The sequence below is a fragment of the Aeromonas sp. 130281 genome (assembly GCF_056642115.1).
This window is the reverse complement of sequence record NZ_JBWVQS010000001.1, coordinates 1,519,042-1,535,457: the sequence shown is the minus strand read 5'-3', so window position 1 is coordinate 1,535,457 and position 16,416 is coordinate 1,519,042. Positions and strand designations below refer to the sequence as shown.

General features: G+C 57.9%; 16 protein-coding genes. 6 read left to right on the top strand and 10 right to left on the bottom strand.

Features of this window, described 5'->3' with window-relative positions:
* Positions 1 to 195: 195 nt before the first annotated feature.
* Positions 196 to 1,704 (top strand): sodium/proline symporter PutP, encoded by a 1,509-nt coding sequence (gene putP / locus AC1IN8_RS06940; RefSeq protein ID WP_319912610.1) that lies wholly within the window; start codon positions 196 to 198, stop codon positions 1,702 to 1,704.
* Positions 1,705 to 1,765: 61 nt separating this feature from the next.
* On the opposite strand, the gene AC1IN8_RS06935 is transcribed toward putP, so the two are convergent.
* The 6 genes from AC1IN8_RS06935 to AC1IN8_RS06910 form a co-directional block, all read right to left on the bottom strand.
* Positions 1,766 to 2,356, bottom strand: a complete 591-nt coding sequence (locus AC1IN8_RS06935) for an MliC family protein (protein ID WP_479758442.1) — start codon at positions 2,354 to 2,356, stop codon at positions 1,766 to 1,768.
* 147 nt (positions 2,357 to 2,503) lie between these two features.
* Entirely contained in the window at positions 2,504 to 3,109 is a 606-nt protein-coding gene (locus AC1IN8_RS06930) for an NAD(P)H-dependent oxidoreductase (RefSeq protein ID WP_479758441.1), read from the bottom strand.
* Between the two features lie 56 nt (positions 3,110 to 3,165).
* Complete coding sequence (locus AC1IN8_RS06925; RefSeq protein WP_479758440.1) at positions 3,166 to 3,597, bottom strand: MerR family transcriptional regulator; 432 nt, start codon at positions 3,595 to 3,597, stop codon at positions 3,166 to 3,168.
* Between the two features lie 770 nt (positions 3,598 to 4,367).
* Positions 4,368 to 6,293, bottom strand: a complete 1,926-nt coding sequence (locus AC1IN8_RS06920) for a restriction endonuclease (RefSeq protein WP_479758439.1) — start codon at positions 6,291 to 6,293, stop codon at positions 4,368 to 4,370.
* A gap of 305 nt (positions 6,294 to 6,598) precedes the next feature.
* Positions 6,599 to 7,027, bottom strand: a complete 429-nt coding sequence (locus AC1IN8_RS06915) for a VOC family protein (RefSeq protein WP_479758438.1) — start codon at positions 7,025 to 7,027, stop codon at positions 6,599 to 6,601.
* A 374-nt stretch (positions 7,028 to 7,401) separates the two neighbouring features.
* Complete coding sequence (locus tag AC1IN8_RS06910; protein ID WP_479758436.1) at positions 7,402 to 7,764, bottom strand: DUF2061 domain-containing protein; 363 nt, start codon at positions 7,762 to 7,764, stop codon at positions 7,402 to 7,404.
* A gap of 179 nt (positions 7,765 to 7,943) precedes the next feature.
* On the opposite strand from AC1IN8_RS06910, the gene AC1IN8_RS06905 reads away from it, so the two are divergent.
* The gene (locus tag AC1IN8_RS06905) at positions 7,944 to 8,150 is read left to right on the top strand and encodes a hypothetical protein (protein ID WP_479758435.1); all 207 of its coding nucleotides are present in this window, start codon (positions 7,944 to 7,946) and stop codon (positions 8,148 to 8,150) included.
* An 81-nt stretch (positions 8,151 to 8,231) separates the two neighbouring features.
* On the opposite strand, the gene AC1IN8_RS06900 is transcribed toward AC1IN8_RS06905, so the two are convergent.
* The 3 genes from AC1IN8_RS06900 to AC1IN8_RS06890 are packed head-to-tail and all read right to left on the bottom strand — an operon-like array spanning position 8,232 to position 11,444.
* Positions 8,232 to 9,086: a 23S rRNA (adenine(2030)-N(6))-methyltransferase RlmJ gene (locus AC1IN8_RS06900; protein WP_479758434.1), complete on the bottom strand. Its 855-nt coding sequence runs from the start codon at positions 9,084 to 9,086 to the stop codon at positions 8,232 to 8,234.
* Positions 9,080 to 9,541, bottom strand: coding sequence for a DUF2390 domain-containing protein (locus AC1IN8_RS06895; protein WP_265436574.1), 462 nt, complete (start codon positions 9,539 to 9,541; stop codon positions 9,080 to 9,082). The genes AC1IN8_RS06900 and AC1IN8_RS06895 overlap by 7 nt, the downstream gene beginning before the upstream one ends.
* Entirely contained in the window at positions 9,534 to 11,444 is a 1,911-nt protein-coding gene (locus AC1IN8_RS06890; RefSeq protein WP_479758433.1) for an ABC transporter ATP-binding protein, read from the bottom strand. The genes AC1IN8_RS06895 and AC1IN8_RS06890 overlap by 8 nt, the downstream gene beginning before the upstream one ends.
* Positions 11,445 to 11,596: 152 nt before the next feature.
* Here AC1IN8_RS06890 and AC1IN8_RS06885 point away from each other — a divergent pair, with 152 nt between their 5' ends.
* From AC1IN8_RS06885 to AC1IN8_RS06875, 3 genes are all read left to right on the top strand, one after another.
* Entirely contained in the window at positions 11,597 to 12,007 is a 411-nt protein-coding gene (locus AC1IN8_RS06885; protein ID WP_319912630.1) for a CBS domain-containing protein, read from the top strand.
* Positions 12,008 to 12,325: 318 nt separating this feature from the next.
* Positions 12,326 to 13,396 carry a porin gene (locus tag AC1IN8_RS06880; RefSeq protein WP_202046628.1) on the top strand — a complete coding sequence of 357 codons (1,071 nt, stop codon included), beginning with the start codon at positions 12,326 to 12,328 and terminating at the stop codon, positions 13,394 to 13,396.
* Between the two features lie 349 nt (positions 13,397 to 13,745).
* Entirely contained in the window at positions 13,746 to 14,690 is a 945-nt protein-coding gene (locus AC1IN8_RS06875) for a chemotaxis protein CheV (protein WP_319912631.1), read from the top strand.
* 104 nt (positions 14,691 to 14,794) lie between these two features.
* On the opposite strand, the gene AC1IN8_RS06870 is transcribed toward AC1IN8_RS06875, so the two are convergent.
* A complete protein-coding gene (locus tag AC1IN8_RS06870; protein WP_408805467.1) occupies positions 14,795 to 15,403 on the bottom strand; it encodes an arylesterase in 609 nt (202 codons plus the stop codon).
* Positions 15,404 to 15,460: 57 nt separating this feature from the next.
* Here AC1IN8_RS06870 and AC1IN8_RS06865 point away from each other — a divergent pair, with 57 nt between their 5' ends.
* Entirely contained in the window at positions 15,461 to 16,186 is a 726-nt protein-coding gene (locus AC1IN8_RS06865) for an ABC transporter ATP-binding protein (RefSeq protein ID WP_043132953.1), read from the top strand.
* The last annotated feature ends 230 nt before the right edge of the window (positions 16,187 to 16,416 follow it).

Here is a 16,416-nt window from a genome sequence, read left to right as displayed (position 1 = left end):
TCTTTGCAGTGTCGGGATAAAATCCGGCCTAACCGCTCTTGATTGGTTACTTGATTAGGTGTGAAACGTTTTCTCTGTGTTTTTTATTTGTTAAAAGTGGTTGTGATCAGGCGATCTGCTGATTAATCTAGGCCGGTTTTTTAAGGAAGAGCCCGTCGCGAGAACGGGTACAAGAGTCACATAACGGAGTTTTGAATGACAGCTAGCACCCCAATGCTCATCACCTTTCTGGTGTACATCCTGGGTATGGTCCTGATCGGCTTCATCGCCTATCGCGCCACCCAGAACTTTGACGACTACATTCTCGGCGGCCGCCGTATGGGGAGCTGGGTGACAGCCCTCTCCGCCGGGGCCTCCGACATGAGCGGCTGGCTCCTGATGGGCTTGCCGGGCGCCGTCTTCATCGGCGGCATCTCCGAGAGCTGGATCGCCATCGGCCTCACCATAGGTGCCTACTTCAACTGGCGCTGGGTGGCCGGTCGGCTGCGGGTTCACACCGAGAAGAACCGCAACGCCCTGACCCTTCCGGACTACTTCACCTACCGTTTCGAGGACAAGAGCCGGGTGCTGCGCATCCTCTCCGCCCTGGTGATCCTGCTGTTCTTCACCATCTACTGCGCCTCCGGCGTGGTGGCCGGTGCCCGCCTGTTCGAGAGCACCTTCGGCATGAGCTATGACACCGCCCTCTGGGTCGGTGCCGCGGCTACCATCACCTACACCTTCTTCGGCGGCTTCCTCGCGGTGAGCTGGACAGACACGGTGCAGGCCACCCTGATGATCTTCGCCCTGATCCTGACCCCGGTGTTCGTCATCATCGCGGTGGGCGGCATCGACACCGCCATGGTGCAGGTGGCGGCGCAGAACGCCAGCAACCTCGACATGTTCAAGAACCTGGACTTCATCGCCATCATCTCCCTGATGGCCTGGGGCCTGGGGTACTTCGGCCAGCCCCACATACTGGCGCGCTTCATGGCGGCGGACTCCCACCACTCCATGGCCAGCGCCCGTCGCATCAGCATGACCTGGATGGTGTTCTGCCTCGGCGGCGCCGTGGCCATCGGCTTCTTCGGCCTCTCCTACTTCTCTACCTTCACCGAGCAGGCCGCCGGCGTCACCGGCAACCCGGAGCGCGTCTTCATCGAGCTCTCCAAGATACTGTTCAACCCCTGGATTGCCGGCGTGCTGCTCTCCGCCATCCTGGCGGCGGTGATGAGTACCCTGAGCTGTCAGCTGCTGGTCTGCTCCAGCGCCATCACCGAGGATCTCTACAAGCCCTTCCTGCGCAAGAACGCCTCCCAGAAAGAGCTGGTGTGGGTCGGCCGCGCCATGGTGCTGGTGATCTCCCTCATCGCCATCGCCGTGGCCGTGAACCCGGAGAACCGGGTGCTGGGGCTGGTGAGCTACGCCTGGGCCGGCTTCGGTGCCGCCTTCGGTCCCGTGGTGCTGCTCTCCGTGCTCTGGTCCCGCATGACCCGCAACGGCGCCCTGGCCGGCATGCTGGCCGGTGCCCTGACCGTCATCGTCTGGAAGCAGTTCGGCTGGCTGGGTCTGTACGAGATCATTCCGGGCTTCGTCTTCGCCACCCTGGCGATAGTGGTGTTCAGCCTGCTGGACAAGGCGCCCTCCAAGGCGATGCTGGATCGCTTCGCCGAGGCAGAGCAGGAGTTCCAGACCCCGATGGCCGAGGCTATAGCGGTGAAATAACCCCTGTGACCGCTAACAAAAAGCCCCGCAACTGCGGGGCTTTTTCATGGGAGGGGTGGGCTTATTGGCCGCTGACGCGGCACTGCCGGGCGGCTTGGTCATAACGCTCCAGCCTGGCTTCGTTCCCCTTGGTCAGCAGCGTGAGATTCTGCCCCTCGTAACGGGCGCCGCTGGCGCTGGGGGCTTCAAAGGCGAGCACCTGCGACTGCTGCGCCCCCTCGCTCAGGTTGATCACGGCGGCGGGCCGCTTGGCCTCGTTGTAGAAGTAGGTCGAGAGCCGGATCCCGCCGTCGCACTGGTAGTCGACCGGGCTTGGCACTCTCAGCTGGCCCCCCTTTATCTGCAGCTCTGTGATGCGCAGCTGGTAGCTCTCCTCCACGCATTGGCGCGAGTCGCTCTCTTTCCAGCACTCGTTGCGCCCCTTGATCCAGCCGCGCTGCATCGCCTTCTCCGTCTTCTGCTGCTCGGCCGACAGCTGGCTCAGCGCCTTGGGGTAGAGGGCGGCGAGTTCGTTATCCAGCGCCGCCAGCCCGGCGTCCTGGCAGACAAGCTGCTCGGCCGCGCCGTGGGCCTTGGCACAATCAAAGGAAGGGGTGGCGGCACTGGCCAGCAGCGGCATCAAGGCGAGGGTGCCCAGCAACATCTTGGTCATCGAAAAGGCTCCAGCAAGAGGGGATTCCCACTTACTACAGCACAAGGGCGCCGGACCGCCGAGGACTTTTTCACCCCAGACTCCCTTGCCCGCCTCTTTGGGCAGCGCTGCCGACAACAATGGTCATCAGGTCGTCGCCGCCCTGGCTCAGGGTCGCCGCCGCGCCAGCCGCTGCGCATCACTGCGGGCGGCGGCGGCGGTACGGCCCAGCCAGCGCTGTCGCTCCCGCTCGCTGGCGGTATGGACTGGCCCCAGATGCTGGCGATGGGTCAGCCTTATGCCGCACAGCCCCAGCACCGGCTTGGCGAGGGTGCGCTCGACGGGGGAGCCCAGCCACCAGCGGTAGTACCAGACAGGGCTGTCCATGGTGAGCAGCAGGCGCGCCGTCTTGCCGGCGAGCAGGCGCTCGGGAAGCGCCTTGCCTTTCTGATATCGAAAGGCAAACCCCGAGAGCAGCACCCTGTCCAGCAACCCCTTGAGCCGGGCCGGCAGGTGGCCCCACCAGAGGGGGGCGACGATCACCAGATGGTGAGCCTGCTTCAGGCTCTGCTGCAATGCCTGCAGATCGGGCTCGAGGGGCTGCGCCTCGTCATAGCCATGGTGCAGATCCGGCTCGAAGGCGAGCTCCCCCACGTGATGCAGAGTGACCTCTGTGCCGCCCTCCTCGGCGCTGCGGGCGTACTCCCTGGCCAGGGCATGGCAGAGGCTGTCGGGTTTGGGGTTGCCGTTGATGATAAGCAGCTTGGGTGTCATGGCGTGGCTCCTGATGAAGTGAGCCCCCATTACACCCCTTGTCCCATGGGACAGAGTCAAGCCACCTTGTGCGCCCGCCCTGCATCCCTCTGATGAAGCTGCGATTCGGAGTCGCGCGGGATGGGAGCGCCATAGCGGCAGGGGTGCTGCGCGAGCAACTCGGCGCACTGGCTCAAGGCCTGGTGCTGGCGTTGCAGCCTGGCCACCTCGGCCTCGATCTGCGCCAGCTTGCCCGCGATAAGCTGCTCAACCTTCTGCCAGGGAAACTCGGCGAGACTGGTGAGGCCTGCCAGCAAGGGAACCAGCTCCCCCAGCTTGCAGCCGAGTCGCTGGGCCTCGCGGATAAAGTCGACCCACTCCAGATCCTCGGCCCGGTAGACGCGATACTTGCCGCGCCGCCTGGGTTCTGGCAGCAGCCCGAGCTGCTCGTAGAGACGGACTGCCTTGGGAGTGGTGCCCGCCAGCCGGGCAAATTCGCCGATATACATATTGCTGCTCGCAAAGGTGGTGTGAAAGGGGCTCACTATAGGCCAGTGGCAGGGGGGAATGAATCCCCACGGGGAAGAGGCAGTCGGCGCGGCGATTTGCGCAGCAGCGATCCGTATGCGGCTTTCCCCATCGAATGCGAGGGCTTTGCCCTCGACGGGGTTTCGCCCGCCCTTCGGGCCTGGGCGAGTGACTTTGGAAAGACCCAAAGTCACCAAAGGTCTTCTCCCCCGGCAAGCCGTCCGCTTCGCGGATTCCCTCTCCTCCTTCATCGGGTCGGACGGATCGCCGCACACGGCACATCCCTGTGCCGCCTGCGGCTGCGCCGTCGTCCATGACGGCGCTCCTGACCCGCTAAACTCGGCTCGGCGGCTTTCAGGGGGAAATAATACCCTGCCTGTCTGCGGCGCAGTGAGGTGTGCCGCAGGGGCGGGATATGGCCGAGCTGACCCGTGATGGGGCCGCAGCAGGTGCTGGTGGACTGGTGATCGCCAATATAAGCAAATATGGGGTCATCAACGGAAAACTCATAAATCCAGCTTATAGTGACTCCGGCGAGCCAGACAGGGCCACTAGGTGGCCAAAAAGGGCTCCCCAAGGAGATTTCCCGATCCTTGCTTATATAGCGGCTGGGTTATAGATGATGGTCAGAATACGCTGCGCTAATCAAACCTACTTGCTTTGCCAAAGGAAACCCCTATTCACACTGCTTATAACAATCTCCTATGGAGTGGTTGACAAAATGTCAAAAATTAATTTTTTGCTAAGTACATTATGGACTCATCATCTTTTTTAATTCATCAATTGTTACTGGCTCTGTAATATTCAATTGCCCAACATATTGTTTTGATGACTCACGCCAATTTACACCAAAGGAAATTTTGTAATTATCAAGCCAATATTTATCTGTGATGACTTGGAATTTATTGTGAATATTTACCTCTAGAGTGGACATGATTTTTTTTGATATTAAATGAATTTCATCAAGGATGTTTTTTGTTGTTTTATGCTCAATCCCATCAATGTTTGGTATTATATTAAAATGAAATAGTTGTTTGCTTTTTTCTACTTCTATCTTGAGCTCATCAACTTTATCCATGCCTGATATTATGCATTTTATGTTTTCCATTTCGGCGTCAGAAACATTATCTGTATTTATTATAAACTCGATCAAAAAAAGACGAGAGTATGGCAATATAGGGCTGGGTATGTTTTCAGGATAAGAAATAATTTCACCGCAAATATATTTCACTTTTTCTGGTAATTCAAAAGGATCAGAACCTTTTATAGCAATCATATGCCTTGCTGTACTCGGAGGTATTATTTTGACGTCATTTATTTTTGATAATTCATGAGAGATTGAAGATCTCTTTTCTAACCATTCTTCTTCGCTTGGCATTTTTAATATATGGTCTAATGATTCAGAATTTCTTTGTCTTGGAATAGATAGATAGCCAAGTAGCGCATGATGTAGCCAACCACATATCATTTCATTATCAACATACCATTCTGACTTTTCATCTGGAGTTGGTATGTTTTTATATGGCCAAACATCAAATTTTTTGATTACGCAAAAAATGGATTGTTGCCATTGCAATTTTCTCTGTTCAATAATGGCCAGTTTTGTAAGCTGCTCACTCCATCCAATACGACTTATTAGTATATGGTCGAGGCAAACATTTAATTCTTTATTAAATAATCTAATGTATTCAGCTTCTGAAACTCTAGCATCGTTAACACTGGTCCAATTCTTGGAACTATCAGTATCAATAAACTCATATTCGGTGCCAAAAAATGATTTTGTTTTTACGAAGCTAATTGGTTTAACATCAAGCTCTAACCTTGAACCGTCCTGAGTATTAGGCCTATTGACTATATGAGGTGTGCCAAATCGAATAGTAAATGAACTTAAACTTAGTTGTGTCCATGTTGATAGAATGTTTGCTAAGTTCTGTATTAAATCATTGATTTCTATTAATGTGTTTAATCCTTCAACTGTTATCGCTGAAAAAGAGAATAATGAGTTGGCACCCTCTTCACATGTTAGTGGTACTGGCGCTTTATATGGCTCAAATATCCTTGTATCTAGTAATATTTTGTTGATGGAAAACTTTAAATGGTTTAACGAATTTCTAAAATCGGTTAGAAGAATTGTGATATCTTGCTCTTCTGCATGATCATTAATAATGTATGGAAGATCATTTTCATGCTCTCTTATCAAGATTGGGAAGTTAATGGTTAATAATTTCCTTATAAATGACTCGCCATCAAACCAAATTGATCTTAACAAAGGATTATCTAAAACAATAGAACATAACATATCGCCATCTATAAAATTTAGATTAAAAGTTGGATAGTTGTCTAGATATTCTCTTTTGGCTTGTGGTGAAATTTTAGCATTTGTAATAAAAATACCATTTTTATAGTTGAATTTAATTAAAGCCATTGGGAGTTCGGATAACTCTCTGCTACTACAGACTAACTCAGAGTTATTATGATACTTACATTGCACTAGTAACTTTTCGCCTGATTGGTTTTCCGCATATAGATCTCTGCCACCATCACCGGGACCATCCATTTTTTTTGTATTAGTACAGCCTAAGGAAAACAAAATGTCTGCACTTAAATCAACTAAAAGTTTTGGGTCTAAAATTTCAGTTAATTTCTCTTTAGGGTTTTCTGGACCTTTATAGCTCATATTTCACTACCTATTGGCTTATGTACTTAATAGTGACTAGAATGAAAGTAGGACTAATTTTATAATTAAATTCCATGTATGATTCCGTATCGACGCTTTTACCGTGATGGAGTATTTATTTAAAAGCATCATATTACCATTTTGGCTCTGTATCTGTTCATATTCGAATGACTTCCTTTCTAGGATTTTCCTTTATCACTGTAAAAGTACAGTAATAAGAAAATCAGGGCATCACTATGTTGGGCAAGGCGTAGCCACCTCGTTGCACCATGGCGAAGTCCATATCACCGGTGTTCTGTTATTTGCTAAAACCGAATTTCCACCGACTCAGCACTGCGTGTTGCCTCGCCGTGATATACCGCTTCGATATTATTGCCGTCCGGATCGAGCACAAAGGCGGCGTAATAGCCGGGGTGATAATTGCGCTCGCCGGGGGCGCCGTTGTCCTGACCGCCGTGGGCCAGCGCCGCCTGATAGAAACGTTCCACCATTTCCCTGTCTTGCGCTTGGAAGGCGAGATGGTGGCGGCCAGTCAGTGCACCGAGCGCAGCCGGGCTGTCGATGGCAGTGACAAAGAGCTCGTCTGCCCAGAAGTAGCCGTCACCCGCGCCGCCTATGGGAATATCGAGGGCGGCTAGGGTGGCGGTGTAAAAGCGCTGGCTGGCAGCCAAGTCTTTTACCACCAGCTGGAGATGGTCGATCAGTCGGCCCCGATGCAGTGTTTGCGTTTCCATGCACAGCCTCCACTCAGAAATTTTTGGACAAGAAACAGCTCTGTTTGCTGGCTACCGTTTTTGGGCAAGCTACCGCCCCTGAATGTCAGCTTCCAGTGTGCTGCTATTTGGCTGCGCTTGAGGGTTGGCGTGGCTCATGGGTGACTCCAACGAGGCATATATTGCCATTCGGGTATGTTAGCGGGGGTGGCGCCGAGGGGAAGGGCAGGGTGATGGATTTTCGGGCGGGATCAAAGAATGAGTCGGTATGGCAAGGGATGCGTCGGCGATCCGGGTCTGTGGGAGGGGGCTATGCCCCCTCATTGGGCTCATGGGGCCCAGGGGTTGGCGGCTGTTATGGCAGCTCGTGAAGGGGAAGGGCTGTCCGCCCTCCCTTATGCCAGTACCAGTGGCTGGCGGCTGCGCCACAGCCGCTCGTGGAAGAAGAAGACGACTGTGTTGATGGCGGGCTCGATCAGTGCCATCACGCCGCCGGTGAGCAGCTCGCCGCTCAGCAGGTAGGCGACGCCGAAGGCCACCGAGAAGTGCACCAGGGCGAAGCTGCTGGTCTTGGCCTGCAGGCTGTGATTGGGCTTGAGCTTGTGCCAGCCAAGGTCGTGGAAGTAGAAGGCGACCGTGTTGACGGCGGGCTCGATCAGGGCGATCAGGCTGGCGGTGAGCAGTTCGCCGGTCAGCAGATAAGCCACGGTGAAGGCGACACTGAAGTGCAGGACGGCGAAGCTGATGGTCTTTTTCATGATGGTGTCTCCTCTGGCGATGAAGGCAGTATCACCCAGAATCACATCAAATGAAAACCATTCTCATCTATTGGCTAAATAGAAAAAGCCTATCGACCGGGGAGAAGCCACCAGATTGGGAGTTGCCTGGGGCCATGGCGGCGCTAGAGTGTGCCTTTTGCCATGAAAAAGGAGCTTTCATGACCCTCAATGCCAACATCTATGTGCTGTTCATCCTGCTGCTGATGATCCTTGTCGGCGTCGTGGCCTGGCGATTGGCCCGGCGCAAGAGCCGCCACCCCGTGCTTGTCACCGTTCTGTGCGTACTGCTCTGCCTGGTGCCGCCCTTCGCCCTGCTGGCGTTGCTCATTCTGGCGCTCTGGCGGGATATGCCCGTGAGGGCCTGAGGCGAGCGGCGTCATCCCGGCAACGGCAGAGAGAGAAAAGCCCCTTTCGGGGCTTTGTCATGTTTGCGGTCGGTAAGGGGTTCAGTCGGCTGCCTTGTTGAGCCACTCCACCCTGTACTGGGCACCGGCGCCCTGGGCCAGCCTGGCGCACAGGGGTTTGAGGAAGGCTTCGATCTGCTCGTCCAGCATCCAGGGGGGACTGACGATCAGCATGCCGGAGCCGTTCATGCCCCAATCGGCGGTCTGGCCGGCGACTTCGAGCTCAACCACCAGGACGTTGCCGAAGTTTTCCCGCTTGATCGCCTTGAGCATATCGCGGGACTTGTCCGCCTCCTGGCCGAGGATGGGATACCAGAGGGCGTAGATGCCGGTGGCCCAGCGCTTCTGCGCTTTTTTAAGGGTATCGACCACGGCGAAGTAATCTTCTTTCAGCTCATAGGGGGGGTCGATAAGCACCAGGCCCCGGCGCGGGGTGGGCGGCAGCAGGGCCACCAGCCCCTCAAAACCGTCGCGATGGTGGACGGCGACGCGGGGGTCGTAGCCCATGTTGGCGCGAAGATCCTCCACCTCGTTGTTGTGCAGCTCCATCAGCGCCAGCTTGTCCTGCTCGCGGATAAGGCGGCGGGAGAGCTCCGGCGAGCCCGGGTAGTAGTGCAGCTCGCCGCTCTGATTCATCTCCTCGATGACGCCAAGATAGGGGGCCATGGCAGACCATTGGGCTCGCTCGTCCCACAGCCGGCCGATGCCGTCGGCGTACTCCGCCTTCTTCTGGGACCAGTCGCCGCGCAGGTCGTAGAGACCGCCGCCGGCATGGGTGTCCAGCACGATGAAGGGCTTCTCCTTCTTCTTGAGGGACTCGATGATCAGGGCCTGGACGGCGTGTTTCAGCACGTCGGCATGGTTGCCGGCGTGAAAGGCGTGGCGGTAGCTCAGCATATTAGGTCTCTGAGGGGGCCCTGCTGGGCACCCAGTAACGATAGATAGTTCAACAGGTTGTGGCTCTTGCCACGAAACAGGGAGAGGCCGCGCAGGGTCTGCAGCAGGACCCCCTGTTGCAGCCGCTCCAGCTCCAGCTCGTGGGCCAGCATGGCCTGATACTCCTCCTCGGCCAGCCGTGACTTGGCTTGCTGGCGCAGGGTGCGCCAGGGGAGCAGCACGGCCTCGGTCTGGACCAGGGCCGGTTGCAGATCGGTGAGGTCGACCGGGATGCCGAGCAAGTCCAGATGATGCAGCAGGAGCGCCAGGTTGACGTTGCCCCCCTGGCTCTGCACCTCGAGCCAGTCCTGGCTGCGCTCACCATAGACCTTGCCGCTCCAGTGCCAGAAGCCGAGCGGCGTCGGCAGCTCGTGCACGGCGACCCGCTCGCTTGCCATCAGCTGTTCGTCACGCAAAGAAGGCCTGCTCCATGGTTTCCAGCTCCTCAGAGAGGCTCATCCACTCCAGCTCCACCTCTTCCAGCTGCTCCTTGAGGGGGCCCTGGGACTTGAGCAGCTCGGAGAGCTTGCCCTTGGCGCTCTCTTCGTAGATGGCGGGATCGGCCAGCTGGCTCTCGATGTCGCCAAGCTTGCCCTGCAGCTTCTCCATGCTGGCCTCGAGTTTCTCCAGCTTCTGGCGCAGGGGCCGGGTCTGCTGGCGGAACTGGGCCTCGAGCCGCTTCTGATCCTTGCGTGCCACCGCCGAGTTGGCGGAGACGGGGCCGTCCACCGGCTTGGCGTTGGCCTCTTTCTCCTGCTCGCCGAGCCACTTGTGGTAGTCGTCGAGATCGCCGTCGAACGGTTCGACCCGGCCACCGTGGACCAGATAGAAGTCATCCGTGGTGGTGCGCAGCAGGTGACGGTCGTGAGAGACCACCACCATGGCGCCCTCGAAGCCTTGCAGCGCCATGGTCAGGGCGTGGCGCATCTCCAGATCCAGGTGGTTGGTCGGTTCATCCAGCAGCAGGAGGTTCGGCTTTTGCCAGGTGATGAGGGCCAGCACCAGCCGCGCCTTCTCGCCGCCGGAGAAGGGGGCCACCTTGTCCAGCGCCTTGTCGCCGTGAAAACCGAAGCTGCCGAGGTAGTTGCGCAGCTCCTGCTCGGACTTGTCCGGCGCGAGGCGGGCCAGGTGATCGAGAGGGGTATCGTCCAGGCGCAGGGTTTCGAGCTGATGCTGGGCGAAGTAGCCGATGCTGACCCCGGCGCTTACCTCCAGCTTGCCCGAGAGTGGCGCATTGGAGCCCGACAGCATCTTGATGAAGGTGGACTTGCCGGCGCCGTTGCGCCCCAGCAGGCCGATGCGCGAGCCCGGTACCAGGTTCATCTTTATCTTCTCCAGGATCACCTTGTCACCGTAACCGGCAGAGAGGTTCTCCATGGCGATGAGGGGGGTCGGCAGAGCCGAGGGCTCGCGAAACTCGAAGCTGAACTCGGAGTCGGCGTGGGCGGGCAGGATCTTCTCCATCCGCTCCATGGCTTTCAACCGGCTCTGGGCCTGACGCGCCTTGGAGGCCTTGTAGCGGAAGCGGTCCACATAGGCCTGCATGTGGGACATCTCCCGCTGCTGCTTCTCGTACATGGATTGCTGCTGGGCCAGCTGCTCGGCGCGCTGCAGCTCGAAGTCGGAGTAGCCGCCGGTGTATTCGTTGAGCTTGCCGTTCTCGATGTGGATGATGCGGTTGATGACCGAATCGAGGAAGTCGCGGTCGTGCGAAATCAGCACCAGCGTGCCCTGATAGCCCTTGAGCCACTTCTCCAGCCAGATGACGGCGTCGAGATCCAGGTGGTTGGTCGGTTCATCGAGCAGCAGCAGATCGGAGCGGCACAGCAGGGCCTGGGCCAGGTTCAGGCGCATGCGCCAGCCACCGGAGAAGCTCCTTACCGGCGAGTCGAGCTGATCGCCACCAAAGCCCAGCCCGTGCAGCAGCTCGGCGGCGCGGGCGCGGATGCTGTAGGCGCCTATGGTGTCGAGCCGGCCGTGCAGCTCGGCGACCAGGAGGCCATTGTCATCCGCCTCGGCCTGGGCCAGCTGGGCTTCCAGGGCGCGGAACTCCTTGTCGCCATCGACCACGTATTCCAGCGCGGAGCAGTCCAGCGCCGGGGTCTCCTGGGCCACGCCGGCAATCTGCCAGCCGGCGGGCAGGCTGAAGCTGCCGTTGTCGATGGCCAGCTCGCCCCGCACCAGCGCAAAGAAGGTGGACTTGCCACAGCCGTTCTTGCCCACCAGGCCCACCTTGTGGCCGGGGTGTATGGTGGCGGACGCGTTGTCCAGCAGCGTGCGGCCGCCGCGGATCAGTTCGATTTGACTGGCAACTATCATGGATGGATCTGCTTGGCTCAATGAAGGGGAGAAACTGGCGCGGATCTTACGTGAAATGACTCGGATTTGCACTTGAGGCAGGCGGGCATGGCTGGCTGCGGCAAGAAAAACGTGCCATAACAGAGACATCTGTCAGGGGGCAGGAGGCTTCCATGTTGATTAAAGAGATCATGACGACCCGGGTTGCGACCGTTTCCATGGATGACAGGCTGGGTGTCATCAAGGCGATCTTCGAGCAGGCCCACTTTCGCCACCTGCTGGTGCTGGAAGATGACATGCTGGTGGGAGTCATCTCGGACCGGGATCTGCTGCGCGCCCTCAGCCCCTATCTCGACACGGATGCCGAGATGAACCGCGACACCGAGACCCTCAACCGGCGGGCCCATCAGATCATGAGTCGCCAGCCTATCACCATCTCTCCCGACTCGTCCTTGCCGGAAGCCGCGGCCATCATGCTGGAGCAGCATGTCTCCTGCCTGCCGGTACTGGAAAACGGCGCCCTGGTCGGCATCGTCAGCTGGAAAGACCTGCTGCGCGTCATGCGGGACTGGCAACCTGTCTGAGGCGTTCCTGGGAGCGACTGGATCCCGCTTCGCCAGGTTTTCATTGACTCTTCCTCGATACAAACGTCTGCCATTTAGATGTATGGCATTTTTGTTGTTCTGATATTTTCATTTATGTGGTTTAAAATTCCGCATTAACCTATGTTTGTGACACTTAGTGTCGCGACAAACGGGATAAATAGAGTATTTCTAATTAATCGACCCCAGCTTCAGTTCCCATCAAGGTTCGCAGATCTACCCTAGGTCATCGGAAATGAACCCGATTCAAAATGACAACGACCGAGCACAGGTCTGGTTTACACCTCAGAGGAACGAACAATGAAAAAGACAGCATTGACGATGGCCATCTCCAGCCTGCTGCTGGCCGGTGGTGCACAAGCTTCTACCGTTTACAACCAGGATGGTACCAAGCTTGACATCGGTGGCCGTGTTCAAGGCATGTACTACGGTAGCGACAACGACGACGAGAGTGGCGATCAGAGCTACCTGCGTCTGCGCATCGGTGGTGAGACCCGCATCAACGAAGAGACCGTCGCCAACGGCTTCGTCGAGTACAACGTACCGACCAACAGCTCCGACAACGAGCTGCGTTATGCCTACGTTGGCATCAAGAACGATCGTTTCGGCGCCTTCAGCTACGGTCGTCAGGACGGTCTGATTGCCAAGGCCGTCAACGATTACACCGACGTTCTGCCGGAGTGGGGCGGAGATGGCCTGGGCAAGGGTACCGAAGTCTTCGGTACCGGTCGTACCAACGGACTGGCTCAGTACCTCTACACCTTCGACGGCCTGGTGCTGGGTGCCCAGTTCACCGGCGAGAACGAAGCGCAGAACGAGAGCGCGTCCAGCTGGACCAGGGGCTCCGAAGAGGGTTACGCCCTGTCTGCCAACTACAACTTCGACATGGGCATCAGCCTGGGTCTGGCCTATAACCAGGCTGGCAAGACTGCCGATCAGGCTGCCAACGCCAACTTCGGTGGCAGCGAAGACGCCAAGCTGACCGCAGTCGGTATCAAGTACAACGCCAACAACCTGTACGCTGCCGCGACCTACGCCTACGGCGAAAATCACGTCTATGTGAACCAGGCTGGCAACGACGGTTATGCCTCCGAGAGCAACGGTTACGAAGCCGTGGTTCAGTACACTTGGGGTCAATGGAAGCCGTCCCTGGCATATAACCGCCTGGACGTGAAAGATTCCGACCAGAACCTGGATGACACCCTGACCGAGTACGTGTCCATCGGTGCCTGGTACAACATCAACGACAACTTCGATGTCTACGTTGATTACAAGGCCAACCTGCTGAACAGCGACGGCACTGACGGGTACAACAAGTTTGGCCAGAACACCGACGACGTCGTTGGCGTGGCCATGCAGTACCACTTCTAAGTCGTTCCCTGACTGCCTACTGTATTTTTTGACCGGCCGCCTCGCGGCCGGTTTTTTTATGGGCGCAAAACCAGACGTGCCCTTTCTCGGCCATCAGGCCAATCCCGGGTTCAGCATTCTCCCCTGCTGGTCGATAACTCTCTTTGTCGGGCCGATGGAGATGAGGGCTGCTGGCATGGGGCTATGGGGTGAGGATCACGCCCCGTGGTCAAGATCCTATCTTTTCTCGACCCTTTTCATTATTTCTATAGAGACTTGCGTTGCTCCTGCCGGGGGAATGCGGGTCTGGTTGGCATGCTGGCGCCCCTCTGGCGGGGCGGCACTCGGAAAACGGACGTAAGGGCTTTATATGGCGAGCATATTGGATTCAGTGGATCAACGTACCCAGCTGGTGGGGGAGAATCGCCTGGAGTTGCTGATGTTCCGGTTGGGATCCCAGCAGCTGTTTGCGATCAACGTCTTCAAGGTGCGGGAGGTGGTGAAGCTGCCCCATCTCAACAAGATGCCGGGCTCCCATCACAACATCAGCGGGGTGGCGAACATCCGCGGCGTCTCCATTCCCGTCATCAACCTGCGCGGTGCCATCGGCATGCGTCCCATGGCGGTCGACAACGAATCCAACCTCATCATCACCGAATACAACCGCACCATTCAGGGATTCCTGGTGGGGCAGGTGGCCCACATCGTCAACATGACCTGGAAGGACATACTGCCGCCCCCCCGTTCGGCGGGGCGCGCCAACTACCTCACCGCCATCACCCGCATCCCGGAGGGCGGGGTCGACCAGATTGTCGAAATCATCGACGTGGAGAAGGTGCTGGCGGAGATAATCACCTATGACATCCGCATCTCGGCGGAAGTGCTGGACAAGGAGATCCTGCCCCAGATGCAGGGGCGCCGGGTGCTCATCGTCGATGACTCCAGCACGGCACGCAATCAGGTGCGCGAGACCCTCGCCCAGCTCGGCCTCGAGGTGATCGAGTGCCAGGATGGGCTGCAGGCGCTCAAGCTGCTCAAGGGGTGGTGCGATGCGGGCAAGAAGGTCACCGACGAGATCATGCTGATGATCACGGACGCCGAGATGCCGGAGATGGATGGTTATCGCCTGACCCACGAGGTGCGCAGCGATCCGCGCATGGCCGATCTCTTCATCACCCTCAATACCTCACTGAGCGGCAACTTCAACGAGGCCATGGTCAAGAAGGTGGGATGCGACCGCTTCATCTCCAAGTTCCAGCCTGATCTGCTGGTCGGAGTTACCCAGGAGCGGATGCGCCAGATCCTGGGGGTTTGAACCCGACTCAAGGGCTTATCGCCTTAAGCCAGCCTGATAACAGAACACCCGCCTTGGCGGGTGTTCTGTTTTGGTGGGCAGGGGGTCAATGCCGTCCCCTGGGGTCACTGGGTCAGCAGGGGCTCGATAAAGCGGGCGACCCGGTCGCGGATCTGGGGCTGCGCCGCCGCCGTGGGGTGGAGCCCATCGTTCATCATGAGTTCAGGGCGCAGCACAATATCATCGATAAAGAAGGGCATCAGCGGCAGGTCATTGGCCTGCGCCAGCTCCGGGAAGATCTGCTCGAACTGCTGCAGGTAGCGGGCGCCATAGTTGCGGGGCAGCTGGATCTGGGTCAGCACCGTCTTCGCCTGGCTGGCCTTGGCCAGCTCCACCATCTTGGTGAGGTTGGCCCGGGTGATGGCGGGGGCGAAGCCGCGCAGGCCATCGTTGCCACCCAGCTCGATCAGTACCCAGTCAGGCTTGTGCTCCTCGAGCAGGGCGGGCAGGCGAGCCAGCCCCCCCTGGGTGGTTTCACCGCTGATGCTGGCGTTGATGAGTCTGTGCTCGCCACCCTGCTGCTGCCACTTTTCGTTGAGCAGGGCAGGCCAGCTCTGTTCGGCCTGCATCTGGTAGCCGGCACTCAGGCTGTCCCCCAGTACCAGCAGGGTTTGCGCCTGGACCGATGAGATCCAGCAACACAGGCAACTCAAGACGAACAAGACACGAGTCATGCATTCAACTCCCAGGATCTATTGTCATTACAGGTTAAGGCAAACAGGAAACGCATCATGAGTTCAACGCCCATTATCACCGTCAGGGGGCTCGGCAAAACCGTTCGCCTCGGCCAGGAAAGTCTCACCATCCTTGAAGGGATCGATCTGCAAGTCAATACCGGCGAGACGCTGGCTCTGGTCGGCGCCTCCGGTTCCGGCAAGTCCACCCTGCTCGGCCTGCTGGCCGGACTCGACCTGCCGAGCAGCGGCGAGATAGAGATCCTGGGCCAGTCCCTGACCCGGCTGGACGAGGAGGGGCGGGCCAGACTGCGCGCCGAGCAGGTGGGGTTCGTGTTCCAGTCCTTCCTGCTGCTGCCCACCCTGAGCGCCCTGGAGAACGTCATGCTGCCGGCCGAGCTGCGCGGCGAGACCGACTGTGAGCCCAGGGCTCGCGAGCTGCTCACCCAGGTCGGGCTGGCCGAGCGGCTGCACCACCTGCCGCCGCGCCTGTCCGGGGGGGAGCAGCAGCGGGTCGCCATCGCCCGGGCCTTTATGACCAGGCCCAGCCTGCTGCTGGCGGACGAGCCCACCGGCAACCTCGACAGCAAGACCGGGGAGACGGTGATCGAACTGCTGTTTCGTCTCAACCGCGAGCACAACACCACACTAGTGGTGGTGACCCACGATCATGAGCTGGCCCAGCGCTGTCAGCGGCAGCTGGTGATGGCGGCGGGACGGCTGGAGGCGGATGCGCCAGCATCCGAAGCCACCTTGGCTCCCCGTGTCAGGGAGCTGTCATGAATCAATGGAAGAAACGGGAATCCAAGCTGCTGCGCCGGGAAGGGTTCAGCAATGATCTGTGGCTCTGGCTTGTGCAGGCGCCGGGCATGGGGAGCAAGTCATGAGTCAATGGAGACTGGGTTTCAAGCTGCTGCGCCGGGAAGGGTTCAGCGGGGAGCTGTGGTTCTGGCTTGTGCTGGCGCCGGGCATGGGGAGCAAGTCATGAGTCAATGGAGACTGGGTTTCAAGCT